This window comes from Alteromonas sp. Cnat2-8, assembly GCF_022348355.1.
GTDB classification, from domain to species: Bacteria; Pseudomonadota; Gammaproteobacteria; order Enterobacterales; family Alteromonadaceae; genus Alteromonas; species Alteromonas macleodii.
Map to the genome: position 1 here is coordinate 347882 of NZ_JAKREX010000005.1, position 21619 is coordinate 369500.

At 44.5% G+C, this 21619-nt stretch carries 19 protein-coding genes and 1 tRNA gene; 8 read left to right on the plus strand and 12 right to left on the minus strand.

Annotation, left to right across the window (positions count from 1 at the left end; genetic code table 11):
- The first annotated feature begins 1 nt into the window (after window position 1).
- The 3 genes from astE to MHN00_RS15135 are packed head-to-tail and all read left to right on the plus strand — an operon-like array spanning window position 2 to window position 1819.
- Window positions 2-1033 (plus strand): succinylglutamate desuccinylase, encoded by a 1032-nt coding sequence (gene astE, locus MHN00_RS15125; protein ID WP_101564059.1) that lies wholly within the window; start codon window positions 2-4, stop codon window positions 1031-1033.
- On the plus strand, window positions 1026-1436 hold the full coding sequence (locus MHN00_RS15130; protein ID WP_014949039.1) for an HIT domain-containing protein: 411 nt from the start codon (window positions 1026-1028) through the stop codon (window positions 1434-1436). The genes astE and MHN00_RS15130 overlap by 8 nt, the downstream gene beginning before the upstream one ends.
- Window positions 1437-1492: 56 nt before the next feature.
- Window positions 1493-1819 carry a heavy metal-binding domain-containing protein gene (locus MHN00_RS15135; protein ID WP_014949040.1) on the plus strand — a complete coding sequence of 109 codons (327 nt, stop codon included), beginning with the start codon at window positions 1493-1495 and terminating at the stop codon, window positions 1817-1819.
- Window positions 1820-1974: 155 nt separating this feature from the next.
- On the opposite strand, the gene MHN00_RS15140 is transcribed toward MHN00_RS15135, so the two are convergent.
- The 7 genes from MHN00_RS15140 to MHN00_RS15170 form a co-directional block, all read right to left on the minus strand.
- On the minus strand, window positions 1975-3234 hold the full coding sequence (locus MHN00_RS15140; RefSeq protein WP_039225652.1) for a dicarboxylate/amino acid:cation symporter: 1260 nt from the start codon (window positions 3232-3234) through the stop codon (window positions 1975-1977).
- Window positions 3235-3472: 238 nt separating this feature from the next.
- Window positions 3473-3682: a DUF2897 family protein gene (locus MHN00_RS15145; RefSeq protein WP_014949042.1), complete on the minus strand. Its 210-nt coding sequence runs from the start codon at window positions 3680-3682 to the stop codon at window positions 3473-3475.
- A 14-nt stretch (window positions 3683-3696) separates the two neighbouring features.
- Window positions 3697-4383 (minus strand): M15 family metallopeptidase, encoded by a 687-nt coding sequence (locus MHN00_RS15150; protein WP_239301637.1) that lies wholly within the window; start codon window positions 4381-4383, stop codon window positions 3697-3699.
- Window positions 4384-4392: 9 nt separating this feature from the next.
- On the minus strand, window positions 4393-5529 hold the full coding sequence (gene dapE, locus MHN00_RS15155; protein ID WP_239301639.1) for a succinyl-diaminopimelate desuccinylase: 1137 nt from the start codon (window positions 5527-5529) through the stop codon (window positions 4393-4395).
- A complete protein-coding gene (locus tag MHN00_RS15160; protein WP_239301640.1) occupies window positions 5523-5870 on the minus strand; it encodes an ArsC family reductase in 348 nt (115 codons plus the stop codon). The genes dapE and MHN00_RS15160 overlap by 7 nt, the downstream gene beginning before the upstream one ends.
- Window positions 5871-6127: 257 nt before the next feature.
- Window positions 6128-6628 carry a PTS glucose transporter subunit IIA gene (locus MHN00_RS15165; RefSeq protein ID WP_239301641.1) on the minus strand — a complete coding sequence of 167 codons (501 nt, stop codon included), beginning with the start codon at window positions 6626-6628 and terminating at the stop codon, window positions 6128-6130.
- 4 nt (window positions 6629-6632) lie between these two features.
- Window positions 6633-7022, minus strand: coding sequence for an ACT domain-containing protein (locus MHN00_RS15170; protein WP_014949047.1), 390 nt, complete (start codon window positions 7020-7022; stop codon window positions 6633-6635).
- Between the two features lie 633 nt (window positions 7023-7655).
- On the opposite strand from MHN00_RS15170, the gene MHN00_RS15175 reads away from it, so the two are divergent.
- Window positions 7656-8021 carry a VOC family protein gene (locus MHN00_RS15175; RefSeq protein WP_014976174.1) on the plus strand — a complete coding sequence of 122 codons (366 nt, stop codon included), beginning with the start codon at window positions 7656-7658 and terminating at the stop codon, window positions 8019-8021.
- Between the two features lie 37 nt (window positions 8022-8058).
- Here MHN00_RS15175 and hppD read toward each other — a convergent pair whose 3' ends face one another.
- Together hppD and hmgA are read right to left on the minus strand one after the other, a co-directional pair.
- Window positions 8059-9132: a 4-hydroxyphenylpyruvate dioxygenase gene (gene hppD, locus MHN00_RS15180; protein WP_014949049.1), complete on the minus strand. Its 1074-nt coding sequence runs from the start codon at window positions 9130-9132 to the stop codon at window positions 8059-8061.
- Window positions 9133-9424: 292 nt separating this feature from the next.
- Window positions 9425-10720 (minus strand): homogentisate 1,2-dioxygenase, encoded by a 1296-nt coding sequence (hmgA, locus tag MHN00_RS15185; protein WP_156086207.1) that lies wholly within the window; start codon window positions 10718-10720, stop codon window positions 9425-9427.
- A gap of 396 nt (window positions 10721-11116) precedes the next feature.
- Between hmgA and MHN00_RS15190 the strand changes: the two genes are divergently transcribed.
- From MHN00_RS15190 to MHN00_RS15205, 4 genes are all read left to right on the plus strand, one after another.
- On the plus strand, window positions 11117-11545 hold the full coding sequence (locus tag MHN00_RS15190) for a MarR family transcriptional regulator (RefSeq protein ID WP_239301642.1): 429 nt from the start codon (window positions 11117-11119) through the stop codon (window positions 11543-11545).
- A 196-nt stretch (window positions 11546-11741) separates the two neighbouring features.
- Window positions 11742-12818 carry a patatin-like phospholipase family protein gene (locus MHN00_RS15195; RefSeq protein WP_039225660.1) on the plus strand — a complete coding sequence of 359 codons (1077 nt, stop codon included), beginning with the start codon at window positions 11742-11744 and terminating at the stop codon, window positions 12816-12818.
- Window positions 12819-12976: 158 nt separating this feature from the next.
- Window positions 12977-13053, plus strand: a tRNA-Val gene (locus MHN00_RS15200).
- Between the two features lie 197 nt (window positions 13054-13250).
- Window positions 13251-14969 (plus strand): EAL domain-containing protein, encoded by a 1719-nt coding sequence (locus MHN00_RS15205; RefSeq protein WP_239301643.1) that lies wholly within the window; start codon window positions 13251-13253, stop codon window positions 14967-14969.
- A 159-nt stretch (window positions 14970-15128) separates the two neighbouring features.
- On the opposite strand, the gene MHN00_RS15210 is transcribed toward MHN00_RS15205, so the two are convergent.
- From MHN00_RS15210 to MHN00_RS15220, 3 genes are all read right to left on the minus strand, one after another.
- Window positions 15129-17063, minus strand: coding sequence for an EAL domain-containing protein (locus tag MHN00_RS15210; protein ID WP_239301644.1), 1935 nt, complete (start codon window positions 17061-17063; stop codon window positions 15129-15131).
- 194 nt (window positions 17064-17257) lie between these two features.
- Complete coding sequence (locus MHN00_RS15215; RefSeq protein ID WP_239301645.1) at window positions 17258-18325, minus strand: MBL fold metallo-hydrolase; 1068 nt, start codon at window positions 18323-18325, stop codon at window positions 17258-17260.
- Window positions 18326-18570: 245 nt separating this feature from the next.
- On the minus strand, window positions 18571-21618 hold the full coding sequence (locus MHN00_RS15220; protein ID WP_171338206.1) for an efflux RND transporter permease subunit: 3048 nt from the start codon (window positions 21616-21618) through the stop codon (window positions 18571-18573).
- Window position 21619: the final 1 nt, after the last annotated feature.

Here is a 21619-nt window from a genome sequence, read left to right on the forward strand (position 1 = left end):
TATGCAAGAACTTATCGAAAGCGGCCAATTTTTAACACTTTCTCGCCGTAATTCCGCATTATTTGAACGCTCTCATCAATTTACATTAGCTAATGGTACGCTCGTCGATATTACCGCACCTGGCATTATTAGTTTTTCAGTTCAGCCAACCTCTAAGCCTAATAAACGCATTGTTTTATCGTGTGGTGTTCACGGTAATGAAACCGCACCTATCGAAATCTGTGATGATTTGGTTAAGGGGATCCTTACAGGGAACATAACGCTGGCACATGATGTTTTGTTCTTATTTGGCAACCTGCCCGCGATGGATATTGCAGAGCGTTTCGTTGAAGAGAACATGAACCGCTTGTTTAGCGGTGCACACTCGAAGGGCGAAGGTTTAGTGAACGCAGAGCGCGTTCGTGCTAAACAGCTCGAAGATGCTGTGGCGTCTTTCTTCGAAGCGGGTGAGGGCACCCGATATCACTACGACCTACACACAGCAATTCGCGCCTCTAAAAATGAAAAGTTTGCGGTATATCCTTATCTTCATGACAGAATACACAGCAAAGGGCAGCTGGCATTTCTTGCCGCGTGTGGTGTGAAAACCATATTACTGTCGGAAAGCTCGACAACCACCTTTAGCTATTTCTCGTCATATCAATACAACGCGCACGCGTTTACGGTTGAACTTGGCAAGGTGCGTCCATTCGGGCAAAACGATATGCGTCGATTTGAAGATGCGAAACAAGCGATAACGCAGTTAATTACTCAAACCGAGTACGCGCCTACGGTTGATATGGATGACCTTGATATTTATCGCGTGAACCAAGTTATAAACCGAAACGAAGAACAGTTTACGCTTCATTTCGATGACGATACGCCAAACTTCACTGACTACCCTAAAGGCACGGTATTGGCTTCTGAACCGGGTAAAGAGTACATAGCAGAGCAGGACGGCGAAGCCATTGTTTTCCCGAATGCAAAAGTGGCCATTGGGCAACGCGCCTTATTAACCGTTGTACCTACTACGTTGGATAAGCTAGATGTTTAAACTTGATAGCCGTTTACACAATGATACATTTTTTGTCTGTGATCTCTCGCTGTGTCGTGTACTGTTAATGAACGATAGTCAGTTTCCGTGGCTTATTTTAGTGCCGATGAAAAATGATATTGCGGAAATTATCGATTTGTCAGAAGAAGAGCAGATTACTTTACTCAAAGAGTCTGCATTGGCATCAAAAGCCATGCAGTCCTTGTTTTCACCACTTAAACTTAATGTGGCAGCACTAGGCAATGTGGTAAGGCAGCTTCATGTTCATCACGTTGCACGTTTTGAAAATGATTGTGCGTGGCCAAAACCTGTGTGGGGCAACCAGCCAGCAGTGGCGTATAACACTAACGATGCTCAGGCACTTGTTAAGTCTGTTAAGCAGTGGTTCGAAAACAACAGCTAGAGGGCGCACGCCCTTAATAGCGACAAATAAACAGTTCACATTAAAAGGAGTTACGCATGATTGTTTCAACTACCCCAACGCTTGAAGGGCATAAAATTGAAGCTTATTACGGTATTGTTGTGGGCGAGGCCGTGATGGGCGCAAACGTATTTAAAGATCTTTTCGCTTCTATTCGCGACATCGTGGGTGGTCGTTCTGGGTCGTATGAAGAAGAGTTAACCACCGCACGTAAGTTAGCGTTTACTGAGCTTGAGCACGAGGCGAGAAGCATGGGCGCCAATGCTGTGGTTGGCATCGACTTAGACTATCAAGTGATTGGCGATAAAGGCAGTATGCTTATGGTGAGCATTAGCGGTACCGCGGTGAAAACAACCCCTTTATAAGATTATGAAGGGCGTATGCTTTGGTGAATTAACGTTTATCAATTAAGTGCCGATTAAAATAGCGGTAAGCAAAAAGCGACACAATCCAATCAAAAAAGGGCAGCCTAAGCGTTTCAAAAAGCTTTGCTGCCCTTTTCTATCTATAAGACTAGGCTTTATTTGGCCGTATTTTCTATTGCTTGCTCTTCAACAGCATCAGCATCAATGGCAATCGTATCTACGATCACTGCGCATGCTGCATCACCGGTAATATTTAGCGCAGTGCGGATCATGTCGAAAATTCTGTCCAAGGCAAATAGCAGGGGTAAACCTTCAATGGGAATGCCGGCAGCAAGCAACACCGCAACGACCAAGAATGATGGCCCAGGAACGCCCGCTTGACCAACCGCGCCAAGGGTAGAGGTTAGGACGATGGCAACATATGCACCCATTGATAAATCTATATTGAAAAGCTGCGCAAAAAACACCGCTACCAAGCCATAATAAATGGCATTTCCGCTCATGTTGATGGTGGCGCCTAACGGCAGTACAAAAGATGCCGTTGCGTTTCTTACACCTAGCTCATTCTCTACTGTATTCATAGTAACCGGCAGTGTCGCCATGGATGACGCGGTCGAAAGAGCTACCGCCTGAGGCTTTTTCATAGCCACGAGAAATGATTTAGCCGACGTTTTTGTAAATAGCTGTACCAAAAGGGGGTAAACCACAAAACCAAATACTAAAATTGCCGCAGTAAATACCAAGAAGAGTTTGAATACCACCATGAGCGCGGCAAAACCAAATGTTCCTACGGCCTCTGCCATTAAACCAAATACGCCGATAGGCGCGATTTTCATCACACAGTTTATCATCCATACCATGGCATCAACGATAGTGTTCACGCCATTTAAAATAGGCTCACGGTTCTTTTTAGGCTGTTTAGACAGGGCGAGGCCGAAGAACAAGCAAAACACCAGAATTTGAAGAATGTTTGCGTTGGTTAACGATGCAAATACGTTGGTGGGGATCATACCTGTAACGGTAGCCCAAAATGAAGGTAACTCACCTTTAGAGGCGTATTCACCAGAGAACATACCTTCTACCGCAGAAACGTCGATACCTATTCCTGGCTTAAACACTTCACCCATAATTAGGGCCAGTGTTACGGCAAGTGCTGACGTTAACGCAAAATAAGCAAGGGTAGATAGCCCCACTTTTCCTGCATTAGTGCTGTTGCCAAGCCCCGCAGCGCCAGAGATAAGCGCTACTGCCACCAGTGGAATGACCAGCATTTTAATTAAATTGATAAAAATGGCACCTAGTGGTGCGAACATTTCAGCGCTTTCACCCATAAAGGCGCCAACAGCGGTGCCAATAATCATAGCAATGACAACTTGTACGCCGATATTGCCCAGTAAGGATTGTTTTTTAGACACGTCTAGAACCTCTTAGAGTGTGTTTAAATGTGAAAAGTGATTTGTGAATGAATAATTGAGAGCCCTAATACTCAAGTGCCCGCTTCGGCATAAACAATGGGTAAAAGCTTCTAATTATAAAAGCCTCTAATTATAAAAGCCTCGAATTATAAAAGCCTCGAATTATAAAAGCCTCGAATTATAAAAGCTTTACTTAGGCTTCGATTAAAATGCCACGACTGACGCTATCAGAATAGGGTTATTTCATAGGGGTGTTGCTGTCTTTATCTTGGTCTTTAACGGATGTATTCGCGCTTTCACTGTCCTTGTTTGAATCGTCGTCACTATCATCATAAGGTTTAGAAGGTGTCGGAAATTTAAATCTAGCACTGTATTTAAGCAGCGTGATATTCCCAATCACAACGCCCAACACTAAAACAATAATGATGATGACCCAGGTAGTACTCATAAAAATTCCGTAGGCTACAGCCCTTTGTTCAATACGTAGCGATTATACAAGCTAGGTAGCTGTGGCAAAATACAAGTTTTTCCTTCTATATCGCTTTGTTCGATGGCTTTCGTAAAGCCATCTAAGTGCCTGGCATTTTCGAAAGCACACGCTGTGTTTCGAAAGCTTAAATGCCATGGCTCTACTGCGACGCCACCCCTATTAACAGAAAAAGGACGATAAAAGCCAAACTGTTCCATATTGTCAGCTAGCCAACATGAAAGGGCATGGCACGGTCCGCCAGAAAGGTATTCGCTTTCGACAAGATTAAACTTGCCCCCCCAGTTATGCACGGTAGCTCTGTCGTACACATCGATGTCAGTGCCCCAATGGTGGCGACTGCCGCCGGGAAGTGCTGACCATGTCAAAATAGCATGAAGCTTTTCATTATCGCTTAGTGCCTCGAATGGCAGTTCATCACCGTTGGTATCAAGAAGCTGTGCTTGACCTGCCCATTTGCGGTTAAAAATGGCAGTTTGTCTGTCGAAATCTCGAAAGCTACTGACCAACTGTAAGTCTATATCGTCTTTTTGCGCAGCATCTTGCATGGCAAGAAACGGCGATATCACGTCGCGATGCAGTCTATGGCCGTTGCCAGCATCAACGAGATAGTCGTTGTGCTGGCCCAACCACGCTTTTTCTGGCACTTGATTCATAACCATCAATAGCGGCTATTTAGCCAGCAAGCGTTCTAAGATACCGAAGTACATATCAGCAAGCTGTTCAAGGTCAGACATTTTCACGCACTCGTCAATTTTGTGAATAGTGGCATTCACCGGGCCTAGCTCTATCACTTGTGCGCCTGTTGGCGCGATAAAGCGACCATCTGATGTACCGCCAGCAGTAGACAGCACGGTAGGTGTTCCTTTAACCGCCGCTATTGCACCTTGAGTGGCTTCTAACAGGGCACCCGTATCGGTCAAAAAAGGTTGACCGTTAAACGTCCATTTAATCTCGTACTCCAGTTCGTGGGCTTCCAAAATTGCCGTGACTCTCTCAATGAGAATTTGGTCGGTTACTTCCGTTGAAAAACGGAAGTTGAAGCAAACGTGCATCTCGCCCGGGATCACATTGCCCGCACCTGTACCCGCGTGAATGTTTGATATCTGGAAGCTGGTGGGAGGAAAAAAGTCGTTCCCGTTATCCCAATGAGATTTAGCTAGCTCGTCAAGGGCCGCCATTGCACTGTGAACAGGGTTTTTAGCTAAATGAGGGTAGGCGACATGGCCTTGGATACCTTTTACTACTAAATCACCCGTTAATGAACCTCTACGGCCATTCTTAACAATATCGCCTACTTCGTCGGTTGAAGAGGGTTCGCCAACAATACACCAATCAATTTTTTCGTTGCGGGCTTCAAGGGTATCAATAACGCGGGTGGTACCGTTTATAAAAGGGCCTTCTTCGTCGCTAGTAATAAGGTACGCAATACTTCCCTTGTGATCAGGGTATTTGTTCACAAACTCGCGGGTGGCTACTAGCATAGCGGCAAGACTGCCTTTCATGTCAGCTGCGCCGCGCCCATGCAGATAGCCGTCAACTTCTGTCGCGGTAAATGGCGGTGTTTTCCATGCTGACTCAGGGCCACTAGGCACTACATCAGTGTGGCCTGCGAAACAAAATACCGGGCCTTCTTTACCTCTGCGAGACCAAAGGTTCGTCGTGTCTTCAAATACCATGGTTTCATTATTAAACCCTAAAGCACCTAAAAACTCGCCCATGGCTTCTTGGCAACCTGCGTCTTCTGGCGTTACAGAACGGCGGTTTATTAATTGTTTAGCAATTTCAATAACAGAGTCGTTTAACAAAATATGTCCTCATACTGCGCGGGTTTGAAGCCAATATAAAACGCGTTGTCATGAACAAGGATAGGGCGTTTAACCATGGCAGGATGAAGCTCTAGCAGGGCCAGTGCTTTATCTTTATCTAGATTCGCTTTCTCTTGCTCTTCTAGCTGGCGAAAGGTCGTGCCGCGTTTGTTGAGCATTGCTTCCCAGCCAAGCTCAGACTCTGCTCGTACAAGAAAGTCGTTATCTATCCCGTCCTTGCGGTAATCGTGAAATGTGAAAGCGATATCGTTGTCTGCTAACCATTTTTTTGCTTTTTTAATGGTGTCACAGTTTGGGATCCCATAAAGGATTGTGCTCATGGTGATTTATTCCGTACTACTTTGTTGTTTGTAAATGAAAGACGCTGGTTAGAACAGTGCCATTAAGTGGCGCTGTTTCGAAGAGCTAGATAAAATAGAAAACCGCAATAGCCCGAAAACAGTGCGCCTGTACATTTTTGTTTTTCAATGTGCTCCATCATACAAGCTGTTGATACGTTGATAAACTCACTTGCGATGATTTTTAATAGTAAATCACTCAGGGCTGAAAGCCTGTTTTACAATTAGGTCAACAGGCCTTAGAGGTAAAGTGTCAACAACGTATCTTCGCCCGCTTCGACAAACTTTTGATGCGTAGGCACCACGCCGATAAGCGCATTTGCATTAAGCAACGTCATTGAACAGGTATTGCTAACACCGCGCTGCTTTAGCCATGCAGCATTCACGGTAAAAAGTACTTGTTTAAGTCTTATTTCATCGCCCCGCTTCAAAGAACAGGCGAATTGTGCGCCATGCAAATGACTAGTATCGCCACCATATTTAATCTTGCATTTAAGGCCCGCGCTAGACTGTATGTCGATTGCGTAATCTAGCGGGGAAACAGTTAATACTTTTCCAGCGAAAGGCGATAAGACAGTATTTGATGTTGAGCTTATTGCTGCACCAGGCCCCATAAGGCCACTTTTATAATAGGGATCGTCAATGTGTGAGAGTGAAACCACTTGCCCTGAAAATGGGCTTAAAGTTACAAACTGCTTGGTAAAACTGTCTGGTGCGTATTGTAGTTGCTTAGCATTCACGGTATTAAACGTCCTCACTTACCGAATAGCCAGCTTTCTTAAGCGCACTAATGGCATCTTTTAGTTTATTGTCTTTTACTAAAAAGAAGTCAGTGTCGAAGGTTGATACCACAAATATAGCCACTTTTGCTGATGCTAACACTTGGCCGATTTGGGCCATGATCCCTACCATGGACAAGTGCAAAGGCCCTAACAGTTCAAGTGCACGCCAACCTTCATCACTATCTAGTGACGGTACGTCTACCGAGTCAGGCACAACAATAGATAGTTCATCTTCTGTTTTACCTAAGAAAAAAAGAGGGCTATTAAGTACAGATGCGGGGATATTGGTTTCAGGATCCAAGCTGTGAATGGTAAACAAAGATTCTCTGACTAAAAGTGTTTGTTTGGGCATGAGAAACCGAAAAAAAGATAACTTCGAAGATATTCACATTAAACCACTAACTGTGATTAAGTGCTACGTGTTATCCACTTAATCTGTGGATAAGTTTGTTGAGTAGTTTGGGGCTTTGCTGTAACTATTTGTATTATAAGGGATAAATAAACTGTACAAACAATGTTCAGTGGATAACATTCTCAATTTCACAAGCATTTTCCACAGGCCATGTCTACAACTAAAATAAAAAATGTTTTGTAATTTTGCAATTTCTTAGCTTGACAACCATGGCTTTTTTCAGAAATTTGCGTATTACTAAAACGCGAGATTCAAATGATCGAACTCTTTTGGCCATGTTGATCTTTGATGTACAGCAAAGGTCAATAGACTCAAGCCTTTTTACCTTTAAAACATCGGTACATTAAAATGATCTATTAGTTAACAAATATTCAGTAAGGTACTACTGTTAGTAGTTAATTTAGTCTTGGGTTTTGCTTATTGAAGCAATGGGGCATTGCGCTTATCAGTTATGTAGCTTACTGGGTATTTGATCTCTAACCAGAACAAGAGCGCTGACTAGAAAAAATGCCTCAACCATAAATAGAGCCCTAACAAAACAACAGCCCTAAACAAAAAACAGAGGGAGAGACAATGTCAGATTCTTCATGGTGCGATATTACGGTAGAAAACGCAGACGAACTTGTCAGCTTTTATGAAGCGGTGATGGGATGGAAGAAAGAGCCCATAGATATGGGTGGCTACAATGATTATGTCATGATGAAAGCCGACGGCACACCTGTGGGCGGCATTTGTCATAAGCAGGGTGTAAACGCGCAGTACCCAAGCGGATGGATTAATTACTTTACCGTAGAAAATCTAGATGCTGCTTTGAAAGAAGTTACTTCCAAAGGTGGAAAACAGGCGGGTGATATACGTCATCACGGAAAAGACAGCTTTTGTGTCATTATTGACCCAAGCGGCGCTGCGTGCGCGCTTTATGAAAAAGGCAGCAAGTGACGAAACTTGCTGCCCTAGTATTGTGTTAGCTATCTACTTACTTGTTTAGCACGCCGCGATTTACCTGATCGCGTTCAATCGACTCAAATAGTGCCTTGAAGTTACCCTCGCCGAAACCTTCATCTTGTTTGCGTTGGATAAATTCAAAGAATACTGGGCCGAAAACGGTTTCAGAAAATATCTGAAGCAGTAGGCGAGGCTCACCATTTTCCGTTGTGCCGTCTAATAGAATACCGCGCTTTTGTAGCTCATCTACGTTTTCGCCGTGCCCAGGAAGACGTTCTTCAAGCATATCGTAGTAGGTATTTGGTGGAGGCGTCATAAACTTCATGCCTTTCGCTTTAAGCTTGTCTAAACACGCCACTAGGTCGTCACAAGCGAAAGCGATATGCTGAATACCTTCACCATTGTACTTCATTAAGAACTCTTCAATTTGGCCACCACCGCCAACCGCCTCTTCATTTAGCGGTATGCGAATTTTACCGTCTGGTGCAGTCATTGCTTTCGATAATAGACCCGTGTATTCACCTTTAATATCGAAATAGCGAATTTCTTTAAAGTTGAATAGCTTTTCGTAGAACCCTGCCCAGAAATTCATGCGGCCGCGGTACACATTATGGGTGAGGTGATCGAGCGTATGGAAGCCACATCCTTCAGGATGGCGATCAACGCCTTCAATCCAATTGAAGTCGATGTCGTAAATGGTATTTTCGCCTTCATAACGGTCTATAAGGTAAAGCATCGCACCGCCAATACCTTTAATAGCAGGAAGTTTCAGTTCCATTGGACCGGTATGGGTATCCATAGGCTGAGCACCGCGGGCAAGCACTTCTTTATATGCGTGCTGTGAATCTTTAACGCGGAATGCCATACCACACGCTGATGGACCGTGTTCTTCGGCATAATAGGCTGCATGACATTTCTTTTCGTAGTTACTTAATAAATTGATGTCGCCTTGACGCCATAATTCCACGTCTTTTGATTTGTGGCGAGCAACAAGGGTAAAGCCCATAGCTTCAAAAATGGGTTCCAACATGCCCTTTTTCGGCGCAGTGAACTCTAAAAATTCAAACCCGTCTAAACCAATAGGGTTTTCAAACAAATCAGCCATAGCGATACATCCTCAACGTAAATCACATTTTATAATTGTTACCTGATTGTAAGGGCGCAGTGAAAAAGCAAGCAATAGGTGTCGAGTTCAAGGATTTTGGGCATGGAAAGCAAAGCTGTAACGTTTTGTTTTCACCCGTGAATGAGATGCTGAGTTAGGGAAAGCTAAATTCCCCTAACTGTTTGAAAATAAATGCTATTAAGCAAAGTTGATGCTTGTCGGTAGTGTTCAAAAATCAGTACAATTGCTTGTTTAGGTATCGGTACGTGTAACGTTACAAACCCCAGGGCGCTTATTTTTCACCATCGTAGTACTTTTTAAGGCCTTTCCAGCACGCCAAATAATTTCGTTGACGAATATCACTGTTTAAAGCGAACTCCGTTGGCGCAATGGCATAGCGAGATTCAAACATAAACGCCAGCGTGTTTTCATAACGCTGCGGTGAAAGCTCGGCGTTCGAGGCTTTTTCAAATACTTCAGCTTCTGGGCCATGGGGAGTCATACAGTTGTGAAGGCTCATGCCGCCGGGCACAAAACCGTGTTCTTTGGCGTCGTACATCCCCTCAATTAGCCCCATAAACTCGCTCATAATATTTCTGTGGTAATACGGTGGGCGAAAAGTATTTTCAGCAACCATCCACCTTGGAGGGAAAATAACGAAGTCAACGTTCGCCGTACCTTCCAGCTCAGATGGTGAGGTAAGCACGGTAAATATAGACGGATCCGGGTGGTCAAAACTTACGGTGTTCATAACGTTGAAACGGGACAAATCATATTTATAAGGGGCAGAGTTACCTACCCAAGCCACCACATCAAAGGGAGAGTGATCGAGTTTTGCTTCGAACAAATTTCCACAGAACTTGTTTACCAAAGTGTGAGGCGTCTCATTATCTTCAAACCAGGCCGTGGGATAGCAAAAATCACGCTGGTTCGCGTAGCCATTCGCGCCTACCGGGCCGCGCTCTGGCAGCACAAAAGGATGACCGTAGTTTTCGCATATATATCCGCGAATTGGCCCATTAATAGGGTTAACCGAAAAACGAACGCCACGAGGAATAACGGCTATTTCACCTACAGACAAGTTGAGTCTACCAAACTCAGTGGTGATCAGCATGTCACCTAGCTGGGGGACAATAAGCATTTCTCCGTCTGATGAGTAGAAAACACGATTTTGCATATTAGCACTGGCACTGTAGCAGTGAATGCCCATACCTACTTGGGCTTTAGCGTCACCGTTAGTGGCGATGGTTACAAGCGAGTCTACAAAATCAACGTCTTTGTCTGGTAAGGGAACAGGATCCCACCTAAGTACATTCGGAGGGCAATGGACATCAGACTCAGGTGCTGTTTTTACCAGGCCGTTTTCAATTTTTTCAAAGTCGCCCATGGCAATAGAGGGGCGTAAACGATAGGTCCAGCTGCGGCGGTTTTCTGCTCGTGGGGCAGTAAATGCTGTACTGCTAAACTGTTCAGCGTAAAGCTTATAATTCACTTTTTGTGGGCTGAACTGGCCTTTAGGAAGGGCACCCGGCAGTGCCTCTGTCTCGTGCTCGTTATTAAAACCCGTTAAATACGACAAATTATCCATAAACCCTCCCACAGGCGGCCATCGATGTGGCTGTACAGATGAATGCTAAATAAAGTAGTTACAAATGAAACTATGTGGTTTAGGCTAGAGGTAAATGAAATGTAAATCAATGGCCGTGGGCGAGTAGAGGGAATGGAGCCAACGTCATTTGGTACGCTAGCTTTACACCTTTTATGTGAGGGCCATTACAAGGTTACACGTATTGCGTGTTTTTAATGCACGATATTAGCTGTGAGAGTTACCTGGGTTAATGTTGAACGCGCCTGAACGCTCGACCGATGGTAGCGACACTGTGGGTATAAGTAACGCCTAAGGTAAATGAAAAACAACCATGGCTTTTAGGGCGGTCGCAGAAGAAAAAATAGCAAGAGTAATACAGTGATAAGGGCTTAAAACATGCAGCTAGAAGATATGCTTGCCTACAAGGTAGCCATGCTTGCGAGCGATTTAAGTGAATCGCTCTCAAAAGAATATGCAGAATATAAACTTACTAAACCAGAGTGGCGAATTTTAGCCACATTAGGCGGCCGAAATGAAAGCTCGCCAAAATCACTGCTAACGGCAAAAGAAATCGCTATTGCAACACGACTAGATAAAGTGCAGGTTTCGCGAGCGCTGGAGCGATTGGTTAAGCGAGATGCTATCGTTAAGCGTGTGAGCAAGCGAGATAATCGGGCCACATTAATTTCATTGTCAGTGGAAGGAGAACGAATCTATCGGGCGCTGTTGCCTAAAATTGTGGCTTGGCAAAATAAGCGTTTGGAAAATATCACTGAAGATGAGTATCGAATATTTGTAAAAGTGATAGATGCACTAACGCCTTAAGATTCGGGTGAAGTCGTTGAAAAGTCTGGTCTGAGCAGATGTGAAGGCATTGCTATAAAGGTTACTTTCGCGCCTTTAACTGTTAAATTCCCCCGAAACTAATTAAATGGGTAAGTTATTGGATTTATTAGTCATGGCTTGCTACCCCCTAAATATTTATCAAGCGCTTCTATTCGGCGCACAGCGAGGACATTGAGTGGCACCCTTAGAAATATACGCAGGTAAAAAAGCACGTGAATCCATAATGAAAAACGGATTTACGCCTGAGTTATTTAGCTATTTTCTGGGGGCATCTGGCGGCCCGAAATGGTTTTCTCTGGCTGGTCTAGATCGCGTACTGTTCCCTGAGTGGTTTGCCAACGTTAAGCATCAAATTCACGTGATTGGCTCTTCAGCAGGTGCGTTTCGTACCATTTGCGCTGTTCAAAATGATCCCCTAGCAGCCATAAATCGTCTAGCCTCTTCTTATTCAACAACGACCTATAGCAGTGATAAGCCTACGCCTAGAGAAATTACGGCTAAAGCTGAAGACCTGCTGAAAGAAATGGTGGATGAAGCAGGTAAGCAAGAAGTGCTGTCTAACTCCCGCTTTAAAGCTCACCTGATCGTTGCTAAATGTTTAGGTGCTACTCGTTTTGAAAGTAAGTTTAGGCAACTTTCGGGCTTGGCGATGAGTGCAGCGGCCAATACAGTGAACCGAAGACACCTTTCTCGTTTATATAAGCGCTACGTGTTCTCAACGCCGGGTACGGAGTTTGCGATAAACGACCCGTATCAACTGCCTACTCAGTACCATGCATTAACGCATGGAAATATTCATACCGCGCTGCTAGCGTCTGGTTCTATTCCTGTTGTTATTGAGGGCGTACAGCAAATTGAAGGTGCGCCAGCTGGAATGTATCGAGATGGCGGTATTATTGACTACCACTTCGATTTGTCCTTTGGGCCAGACGATGGCTTAGTGTTATATCCGCATTTTTACGACAAGCCCATTCCAGGCTGGTTCGATAAGGGCTTGAAGGGCAGGGTGCCTCATCGGTCAAGCTACGATAACGTTGTAATGCTAGTGCCTTCGGCATCGTTTGTGGCGAACTTACCTTATAGCAAAATCCCCGACAGAAAAGATTTCGAGGTGCTCGATGCAGATACACGCATCAAATATTGGCAAACGGTTTTAAAAGAAACCGACAGATTGGGGGAGTATTTTATGCGTGCTGTTAACGACGGATCTTTAGTAGACGCTATCAAGCCGCTTCCATTTAAAATGATTTAAGTTAATCGCAATTGTTGAAGAAAGTGGCTAATTGCTGTCAAATTAGTCACTTGAATCGTCATTTGATAAGTTTTCCTTGCAGGCAACGCTCGTGCTAAGTATTATACGCGCCGTTGCTTGGCATTCGCCCACCTATCAGGTGCAACAAAATTCTATATGCGTCTATAGCTCAGTTGGTTAGAGCGCTACCTTGACATGGTAGAGGTCCCCTGTTCGAATCAGGGTAGACGCACCATCTTACGACTTAATTTCATCTTTTATTTTCCCAAGTTCTGCGCAACACGCACTGGTCCCCTTTTCTTTATTCAGCGATATTCACGAGTAATTTAACTTTTTAATGTCGGGTGGTCTGTGTGATTTGGACTACACTAAAAGAATGGTGGCCATTTTTATATCTTTGCTATCTAACAATTTAGCACTCGCGGGAGTACGATGAGCTTACAGAAATACCAAGAGCCCCCGTTATTTGAACAACATGGTTCGGCTGAAAGGCGGTTCCTTCAGCTTATTAGTGCCTTGCCAAAGGTATCGGTGCAAGGATATGACAAGCACCGAAAAGTTATCTACTGGAATAAATCAAGTGAAGACATGTATGGCTTTCGTGAGTGCGAAGCACTAGGTCAAAAACTTGAAGATCTCATCATTCCCTCGTTCATGAAAAGTGAAGTGATAAAGTTACATCAGCGATGGATAGATTACGGTGAGGCAATTCCTTCAGACGAACTCGTGCTTGAGAAGAAAAGTGGCGAGCCTATCCATGTTTTCTCATCTCACGTCATGCTGAAAGAAGGCACAGATTCACCCGAAATGTATTGTGTGGATATTGACCTGAGTGAGCAGCACAACATCAGGCAAGAACTTGAGCGAATGGCATCCACAGATTTGTTAACCGAGTTGCCTAATCGACGCCTGTTAGAGCAGTTTTTGACGTCGTCCATCGAAGATGCATCGCGCAATGAGTCTGGCTTCGCTTTGTTTTTCATTGACTTAGATATGTTCAAAGAAGTTAATGACACGCTTGGGCATACCTGGGGTGATGAATTACTGCGCTCTGTTTCTAAGCGGCTGTCAGATTGTCTAAGCGAACAAGGCTTACTGGCTCGGTTTGGTGGAGACGAATTTGTTTTTGTCGCCACACAAGTGACTTCTGAAGATGAAAGTGCTGACATTGCTAAGAAACTTACTGAGTGTTTCAAGCAGAGCTTCGCACTTAGCACTGAAAACGTGCATATCACTTCAAGTATCGGTATTAGTATGTACCCTAAAGACGGAAGTGAGATTGATGATCTTCTGAAAAATGCAGACGTCGCAATGTATCAGGCGAAAGCTGAAGGCCGAAACCGTTTTCATTTTTTCACCCACGCTTTAAGTCAGAAAGTTCGACAACAGCGAAGTATCGCAGCTTATCTGCATGAGTCTTTGGTTAACGATGAGTTTGAACTCTTGTATCAACCTCAAATCGATTTGCTCACTGGAAAAGTGGCATCGTGTGAAGCGCTGTTAAGGTGGCGTCCTAAAGATGAGGATAGGGCTGTTCCACCCAATATCTTCATCCCCATCGCTGAGCGCAGTGAGTTAATTGTTCACATCGGAAATTGGGTGTTAGAAAAGGCGTGCAAACAGGCACAGCTATGGAAAGAGCAAGGCATTGATATTCGCGTTGATATCAATGTTTCAGGAAAAGAGTTAGAGCAGAATGCTTACTTCGAACGCTTAAGGGAGTGTCGAGAGCGGCACGGTTTACTGCCTAAAGATATTGGGTTAGAGCTTACTGAGAATGTACTCATTAAGTCTGACAATACGATTTTAGAGAATTTGAGAGCGCAACGCGACCAGGGCGTTGAAATATCGATTGATGACTTTGGTACGGGTTATTCTTCGCTTAGTTATTTAAAACAGTTTCCCGTTAGCCACTTAAAAATAGATCGTTCATTTTTAAGAGGTGCACCGGAAAATGCCTACGATAGTGCGCTAATGGAGGCTATCGTGAATGTTGGTCACAAACTCGATTTAAACATTGTTGTTGAAGGCGTGGAAACTCAAAATCAATCGAACTACTGTAAGTCTCTTAACGTTGAATATGTGCAAGGCTTTCTGTATTCAAAACCCATTAGCTCTGACGCCATTGTAAAGCTGCTTAACGAACAGTAAATGCGGTTAAAAGGAGGTGTATATGAAAGAGATTCTCACAACACCGCCTTAAACGTTTCATCGAATCGACGCACAATAAATTTGTATAAAGCGCGAGGTCTCACTTAAAGCGTCAATACTTATTCTGACGTTCAATGCCTCAGACCAGCGAGCTTACACTTAGTACATTGTCCAAAGTGAGGGTTTAGAAAAGTAATAGCCTTGTTGGTGTTCAACGTCTAGTTTGCTCAGTGCAACAGACTCAGCCTCGTTTTCTACCATTTCCGCAATAACATGGATATTAAGGCCTTTCGCAATATTGATAAGGCTAGAGACAAATAACTGATTATCTTTATTGGTATGAATTCCCTGGGTTAGCCGTCCCGAAAGCTTAACGAATTGAGGCTGAATTGCCCTTAAACCCGCAAGCGAGGCAAAGTTATCGCCAAAGTGTTCTATGGTAATTCTACAGCCCAGCTGTATGAGTTGACGGCAAAAGTTTTCGGCTACTTCTCGATGATGAATAAGCGCTGCATCTTCGACTTCAAAAATAAGTCTTGGGCATAGCGTTTCCCGGGTTCGAAGCTCTTCAATTAACCATTGTCTAAACTCGCCGTTGGCAATTGAGGCGTTACTAATATTTATAGCAACCTGATGAGACGTTACCGTTAGTTTTTTAAACACGATGCCTGATACCAACTTATCGACTTGAGGAATAAGGTCCAATCGCTCCGATGCGGGGATAAGTTGCGCCATGGGTATAACATCATTGGTGTCTTTGTCTTTAAATCGAGCAAACGTTTCGTAATATGCTGGTGCGTTTCGCTCTACATTCATCACTGGTTGAATGAGAATATCGGCATATTGCTGCGACACGATGTAATTGAGGCGCTCACGCCATTTTGTATTGCTATGAACCTGAGACACTTCTGAAGAAAACTGCCATCCTTTTTGCGTTTTCATTGCCGCCATCAACGCACTGTCAGCACTTTCCATTACCTGCTGTAACGACATTTGGCTAGAAAAACGTGTAACGCCCATCCACGTTGCTTTGCTTCCATCTCGAAGTGGCGTGGCGTTTGCAAACTGCTTCGACATATTTTCTAACATCAAATCCCGTTCGTCCCGCCCCATAATTTCACTTATCAAGGCGAAATCTCCGCCTGATAACCGAAATACAAAGCCACTTTTGCAATTGTGCTTCGCCTCATGCACAAGAAGGTCCGCGATAGATTTTACATAATTGTCACCAGCTAACATGCCCAACTTAGTATTTATAGTGGTAAGTTGAGCGAGCCTGATGAGAATAAGCTCTTTTTCCTGGAAATTAGACGTGTCAGACAACAGCGCGCGAGTGTGTCGCTCGAATGCACTGCGGTTCGACAACTTCGTCAATGTATCTTTATTGGCTTCTGTTTTGAATCGCTCAGATTGCTGAGCAACGTCATTAAATTTTGATGCTAACGACGTGGTTAGGGTGTTCACTGTGCTGGTAAGTTGGCGGTAATCTGTTGTAAACGCATTTACCTGCGAGGGGGTGAAGTCGTGGCTATTTATCTCATTAAGCTTCTTAATGGTGTTGGCAATGGGGCGCCTAGCAAATTTGGTTACCGTGACGATATATAGCGCGAGGGCGAAAAATAGCCCACAAAAGATAACAGCATTTTTGATGAGAATAGCGGTGATTTCAGTGTAAATATAAGACGTGTCTGACGTAACTAACAAATAACCATCATTGTTCGAAAAAGGAATTTTCTTGTTAACGGCAGGTGCGGAGTCCAGCTGTAAGTACCAATTAGGAACAATAGTGTTAGGCGAGCGCTCGTACTTCGCAAACACATTTCCTTCGACATCAATGACTTTGGCTGCAGATAAAAACGGCTGCAATACCATTTGACGAAGCATGGCATCAATCACTGATTGCTTCGACTGAGAAGACAAGGCAGAGGTTTGTAAGACGGTTGTTTCGTAACGCAGCCGTGCTTCTTCAGCTTCTTGCTCGATTGACACTGAAGTGCGAGATTTTATTTCGCTTAGCTCAATACTCGACAACACCGTAAATGCTAAAAGCATAAGGGCAAAAACGCCCAAATTAATTTGACTAGACAGCTTCATTGCTAGCAGTTAGCTCCTTTAACTGAGAAATTTATTATTCGCCTCAACCAAATCGAGTACTATCACTTTGATTGAGGCTTTTGTTATACCCGCCAATAGTGCCTAAGCGGCGAATAATAAATGTACTGCAAAACATAGAGTTAAGCGAGCAATTAAAGCCCAGAATAATGAAGCAAGCGCTGTTTATTAGCTACTCACCTTTCGTCTAACCACCAGGTTTTGTTCGGAGCTTCGCCTGCACCCTTAACCGGAACAACTTCGCCAAAGATAGGAATACTGGTGGGAACACCCTTAGCACCAGCAAGGTCTGTGATTTTTATTAAAGGCTCATTCCAATTATGTAGTGCTAAATCAAAGGTACTGTTGTGCACGGGCATCATGACACTAGCTTGAATATCAATATGGGCTTGCAAGCTCTCTTCAGGCAGCATGTGAATGTCAGACCATAGCTCGTTGTACGCACCGGTTTCAATCATCGATAAATCAAACGGACCGTACTTTTCACCAATGGCTTTAAATCCGTCAAAATAGCCCGAGTCACCGCTGTAAAAGATATTGGTATTTGCAGACTTGATAACCCAACTTGCCCAAAGAGTTTCATCTCTATCAAATAAACCTCGCCCTGAGAAATGCTGAGACGGTGTGGCCACTATTTCAATGTCGCTCACTTTTGTACTTTGCCACCAATTTAGCTCAACAACTTTATTTGCATCCACACCCCAGTCACGTAAATGATTGCCTACTTTTAGCGGTGTAATAAACACGTCGACTTTGTTTTTTAGTATTTCAATACTGCCCTTATCTAAATGGTCGTAATGATCGTGACTTATGATAACGGCATCTAATTTAGGCAAGTCTTCCAGTGAAATTGGCGCTTGGTGGAAACGCTTGGGTCCCATCCATTGAACGGGAGAAGCACGCTCACTAAAGACCGGGTCGATCAATATATAACGCTCGGCAAGTTTCAATAGGGTAGTAGAGTGGCCCAGCTTTATCACGCTGTCTTCTGCAACTGCGTCAAGCATTTGTGGTGTAAGTGCCGACACGGGTATGTCAAACGTTGGCGTTGCAGCATCTCTATTGTCACGAAAATACGCTTTGGTGACTTTCCACATGTCTCGCCACGTCGTTTTATATTCAATATGAGTATTAGTGAATTTTTCAGGTTGCGGCGCGCTCGCAGCAAGGGTGTTTGAAGAACCACAGAAAGATGTCATAAATAAAACTCCAACAAGAAAGCGTGTGCGATTAAAAACGGGCATGCTCTCACCTTAAATAAAAAAAGTATACTGCACAGTGTAGTTTACCCATAATAAACTAATTTTGTTAAAAGTAAACTGGTGGGTGTAGTTTTTGTTGAGAAGGATAGATTGCAGCTAAGCGATAGTATGCAGCCAGCATGAGTAGACTCTCCTCATGCTGGCTGTTAACAATATTAGGTCCGCACCGTTATTGCGCTACCTACACTAACTAGCGCACAACTAATCGAATTTGTTGTGCGTACTTTTTATTCTGACTTAATACCGTGGAACGTACAGTGCAGCACAGGCAATATAAGCAGTGTAAGTACGGTGGCAACGGTCAGACCAAATACAATAACAACTGCCATTGACGCGAAGAACGCGTCAGAAAACAGCGGGATCATACCCAGTATGGTGGTGATGGCTGCCATTGAAACGGGACGTACACGAGATACTGACGCGGCTACTACGGCATCGAATGCGCCACTGTTACCCTTTGCCTGTACGTTTATTTCTTCCATTAATACGATCCCGTTTTTAAGCACCATACCAATAAGGCTTAAGCTGCCGAGCAGCGCCATGAATGTAAAGGGTGCACCAACTAACACCAAGCCGCCAATAATGCCGATAGTGGTGAGCGGAATTACGCCCCATATCGCTAACGCCTGACGAAGCTTGCCAAACAGCAAAACGGTGATAATGAACATACCTAATATACCAATAGGCATACTTGCAAATAGGGCGCTTTGCGCGTCTGTTGAGGTCTCGTATTCGCCGCCCCATTCAATGTGGTAGCCATCAGGCAGTTTAAGCTCTTCTACAAGAGGGCGAACTTTAGCTTGCACGCTCGCAGCCGTCTCACCGGATAAAGGCATGGGCTCTGCATAAACCGCCAGCATCCGCACCCGGTTGCGGCGTTTGATAATAGGGTTATCAAGCGATACATCCACATTGCTGATAACATCAGCCATGCTTATATATTTACCTTGTTCTTGGCTCCATACGTTGAGTGAGGCGAGGTTATCTATGTCATAGCGCTGGTTTGGATCGTTGCGCATGACAATAGGTATTAAATCGCTACCTTCGCGGTAAAGGCCCACAGTTTCACCTTCATTGTTCAGTAAAAATGCGGTGTGAACGGCATCTCGCGTTACGCCGATACGCCTGGCTTGTTCTTCCAGAAACACAGGTTCAACAAATGGGACTTTGTTGCTCCACGACAAGCGAACGCTGTCCATGGTTTTCTCTGCTTGAAATATCGCTTCAATGTCGCTGCTTATCTCACGCAAAACTTCAGGCTCTGGTCCGTAGATTCTCGCTTCAATTGCCGCTTTTGCAGAAGGGCCCACTTGAAGTGCTTTTACCTTGTATTGCACATTAGGGAAGTCTTCTCGCACCAGTTCAATAATTTCTCGCATACGTGCATCACGAGACTCAACCGTATCAGTTTCAACGATAAGCTGACCATAACTGGCATATCTGTCTTCTGGCGCATAGGTGAGGGTAAGGCGCTGTGCTCCACCGCCAATAACGCTTGTTACGTTGGCGATATTCTCCATGCCTAACACGTTGTCTTCTAAGCGACGAATAGACTGCTCGGTGGTTAAGATATCGCTACCTTCAGGCAACCACAAATCGACGAAAAACAGCGGTGTGGATGAATCTGGGAAAAATGCATTTTTTACGAATTTACCTGACGCCATGCTGCCTACTAATGCAACAAGTACCAGTACAATTGTCACGTAACGATGATTGATAGCAGCAGTAAGCACGCGCTTGTATACCGTAAAAATAATGCCCTTATATGGGTCGTCATCTTCGTCATTAGCTCCGCGCTCCTTTTCAGTTTTAAACAGTAAGTCGAAAAAGAAGGGGGTAATGGTAAGTGCGGTGATCCAACTTAAGAAAAGCGAAAAGCACAGTACCCAGAAGAGGGAGCCGACGAATTCACCTGTGGCATCTGGCGATAGACCAATTGGCGCAAAAGCGGTGATGGCAATCACAGTCGCGCCAAGCAGCGGCAACCCATTTTGCGATACCACGTCTTTTGCCGCCTGAAGTTTGGTTTGCCCTTTTCTCACACCAATCAACATGCCTTCGGTTACCACGATGGCGTTGTCGACCAACATGCCCAGAGCAATAATAAGCGCACCCAAGGAGATTTTTTGCAACTCAATGCCTTTTACCGACATCAATATAAAGGTGCCGAGAATGGTAAGCACAAGAATGAGCCCCATCAGAACGCCACTGCGCCAGCCCATGAAAAGTAGCAGCACGAAAATAACGATGGCCACGGCTTCAACAAGGTTAATAAGAAAGCCAGTTACAGAATCGTCGACCACTGTAGGCTGGTTGTAAACGGTATCCAGCGTCATACCCAGGGGCATACGCTGCTCTAGCTCGGCTATTTTGCTATCAAGCCGTTTACCTACATCAACTACATTTACCGCCGACGCGAACGACACACCAATTGACAGAGCCGGCGTGCCAGAACTGTGATAAAGGATTGAAGGGGTATCGTTAAGCTTGCGCTCAATAGTCGCAATATCTGTTAAGCGAATAAGGCCGCTTGCCGGTGAGCCAATCACCACCTGACCTAACGCTTCTAGGTTATCAAATTCGCCAGTGGGCTGTATGGACAGGCGCTTGCCCTGAACCTTAATCGAACCCGCGTTGCCCACTACATTTTGCGCGGTTAAAAGGCCAGCAATGGATTCTGCAGAAACATTAAGGGTTTTCATTTTATCGTGATCTAACGACACAATAATCTGTTCATTAACGGTACCGGCAATCGACACCTTTTTTACACCGTCAACAAGCTGAATCTCTCGCTGCATTAAATCTGCAAAGTCTTCCATTTGCTTAAGGGAGTAGTCTTCGCTTTTAAGAGTAAGCAGCAGGCCAAAAACGTCACCAAAGTCATCATTCACAATCGAGGTGCTGGTGCCAGGTGGCAGCGATGCTTGTGCATCGCCCACTTTACGGCGCAAGTTGTCCCAGTATTGCTCTAGGTCCTTGGCCTGAACACTACTTTTAAGCTCAACAGTAATTTGCGATAGCCCAACCATGTTTACTGAGCTGATTCGTTTTACGTTGGGTATACGCTGAATCGCCTTTTCAAGCTGCAGCGTAACTTCTTCCTCAACTTGCTCAGGCGTTGCCCCTGGGTATTGAGTAATAACCAGAGCATTTCTAATGGTGAATTCGGGAAACTCTAGCTGACCTAAGCCAAGAAAAGTCACAATGCCGCCAACACCCAAGATGATGGCGACCATCCAGCTAATTACTTTTTGACGAAAAAAATACTCGACCATG

Coding starts and splice junctions, on each gene's coding strand:
- MHN00_RS15145 (WP_014949042.1), bottom strand. CDS start 3,682: ATGAGTACTACCTGGGTCATCATCATTATTGTTTTAGTGTTGGGCGTT.
- MHN00_RS15170 (WP_014949047.1), bottom strand. CDS start 7,022: ATGCCCAAACAAACACTTTTAGTCAGAGAATCTTTGTTTACCATTCAC.
- hmgA (WP_156086207.1), bottom strand. CDS start 10,720: ATGGATAATTTGTCGTATTTAACGGGTTTTAATAACGAGCACGAGACA.
- MHN00_RS15205 (WP_239301643.1), top strand. CDS start 13,251: ATGAGCTTACAGAAATACCAAGAGCCCCCGTTATTTGAACAACATGGT.
- MHN00_RS15215 (WP_239301645.1), bottom strand. CDS start 18,325: ATGCCCGTTTTTAATCGCACACGCTTTCTTGTTGGAGTTTTATTTATG.
- MHN00_RS15210 (WP_239301644.1), bottom strand. CDS start 17,063: ATGAAGCTGTCTAGTCAAATTAATTTGGGCGTTTTTGCCCTTATGCTT.
- MHN00_RS15175 (WP_014976174.1), top strand. CDS start 7,656: ATGTCAGATTCTTCATGGTGCGATATTACGGTAGAAAACGCAGACGAA.
- MHN00_RS15220 (WP_171338206.1), bottom strand. CDS start 21,618: ATGGTCGAGTATTTTTTTCGTCAAAAAGTAATTAGCTGGATGGTCGCC.
- MHN00_RS15130 (WP_014949039.1), top strand. CDS start 1,026: ATGTTTAAACTTGATAGCCGTTTACACAATGATACATTTTTTGTCTGT.
- MHN00_RS15160 (WP_239301640.1), bottom strand. CDS start 5,870: ATGAGCACAATCCTTTATGGGATCCCAAACTGTGACACCATTAAAAAA.
- MHN00_RS15150 (WP_239301637.1), bottom strand. CDS start 4,383: ATGGTTATGAATCAAGTGCCAGAAAAAGCGTGGTTGGGCCAGCACAAC.
- hppD (WP_014949049.1), bottom strand. CDS start 9,132: ATGGCTGATTTGTTTGAAAACCCTATTGGTTTAGACGGGTTTGAATTT.
- astE (WP_101564059.1), top strand. CDS start 2: ATGCAAGAACTTATCGAAAGCGGCCAATTTTTAACACTTTCTCGCCGT.
- MHN00_RS15135 (WP_014949040.1), top strand. CDS start 1,493: ATGATTGTTTCAACTACCCCAACGCTTGAAGGGCATAAAATTGAAGCT.
- MHN00_RS15190 (WP_239301642.1), top strand. CDS start 11,117: ATGCAGCTAGAAGATATGCTTGCCTACAAGGTAGCCATGCTTGCGAGC.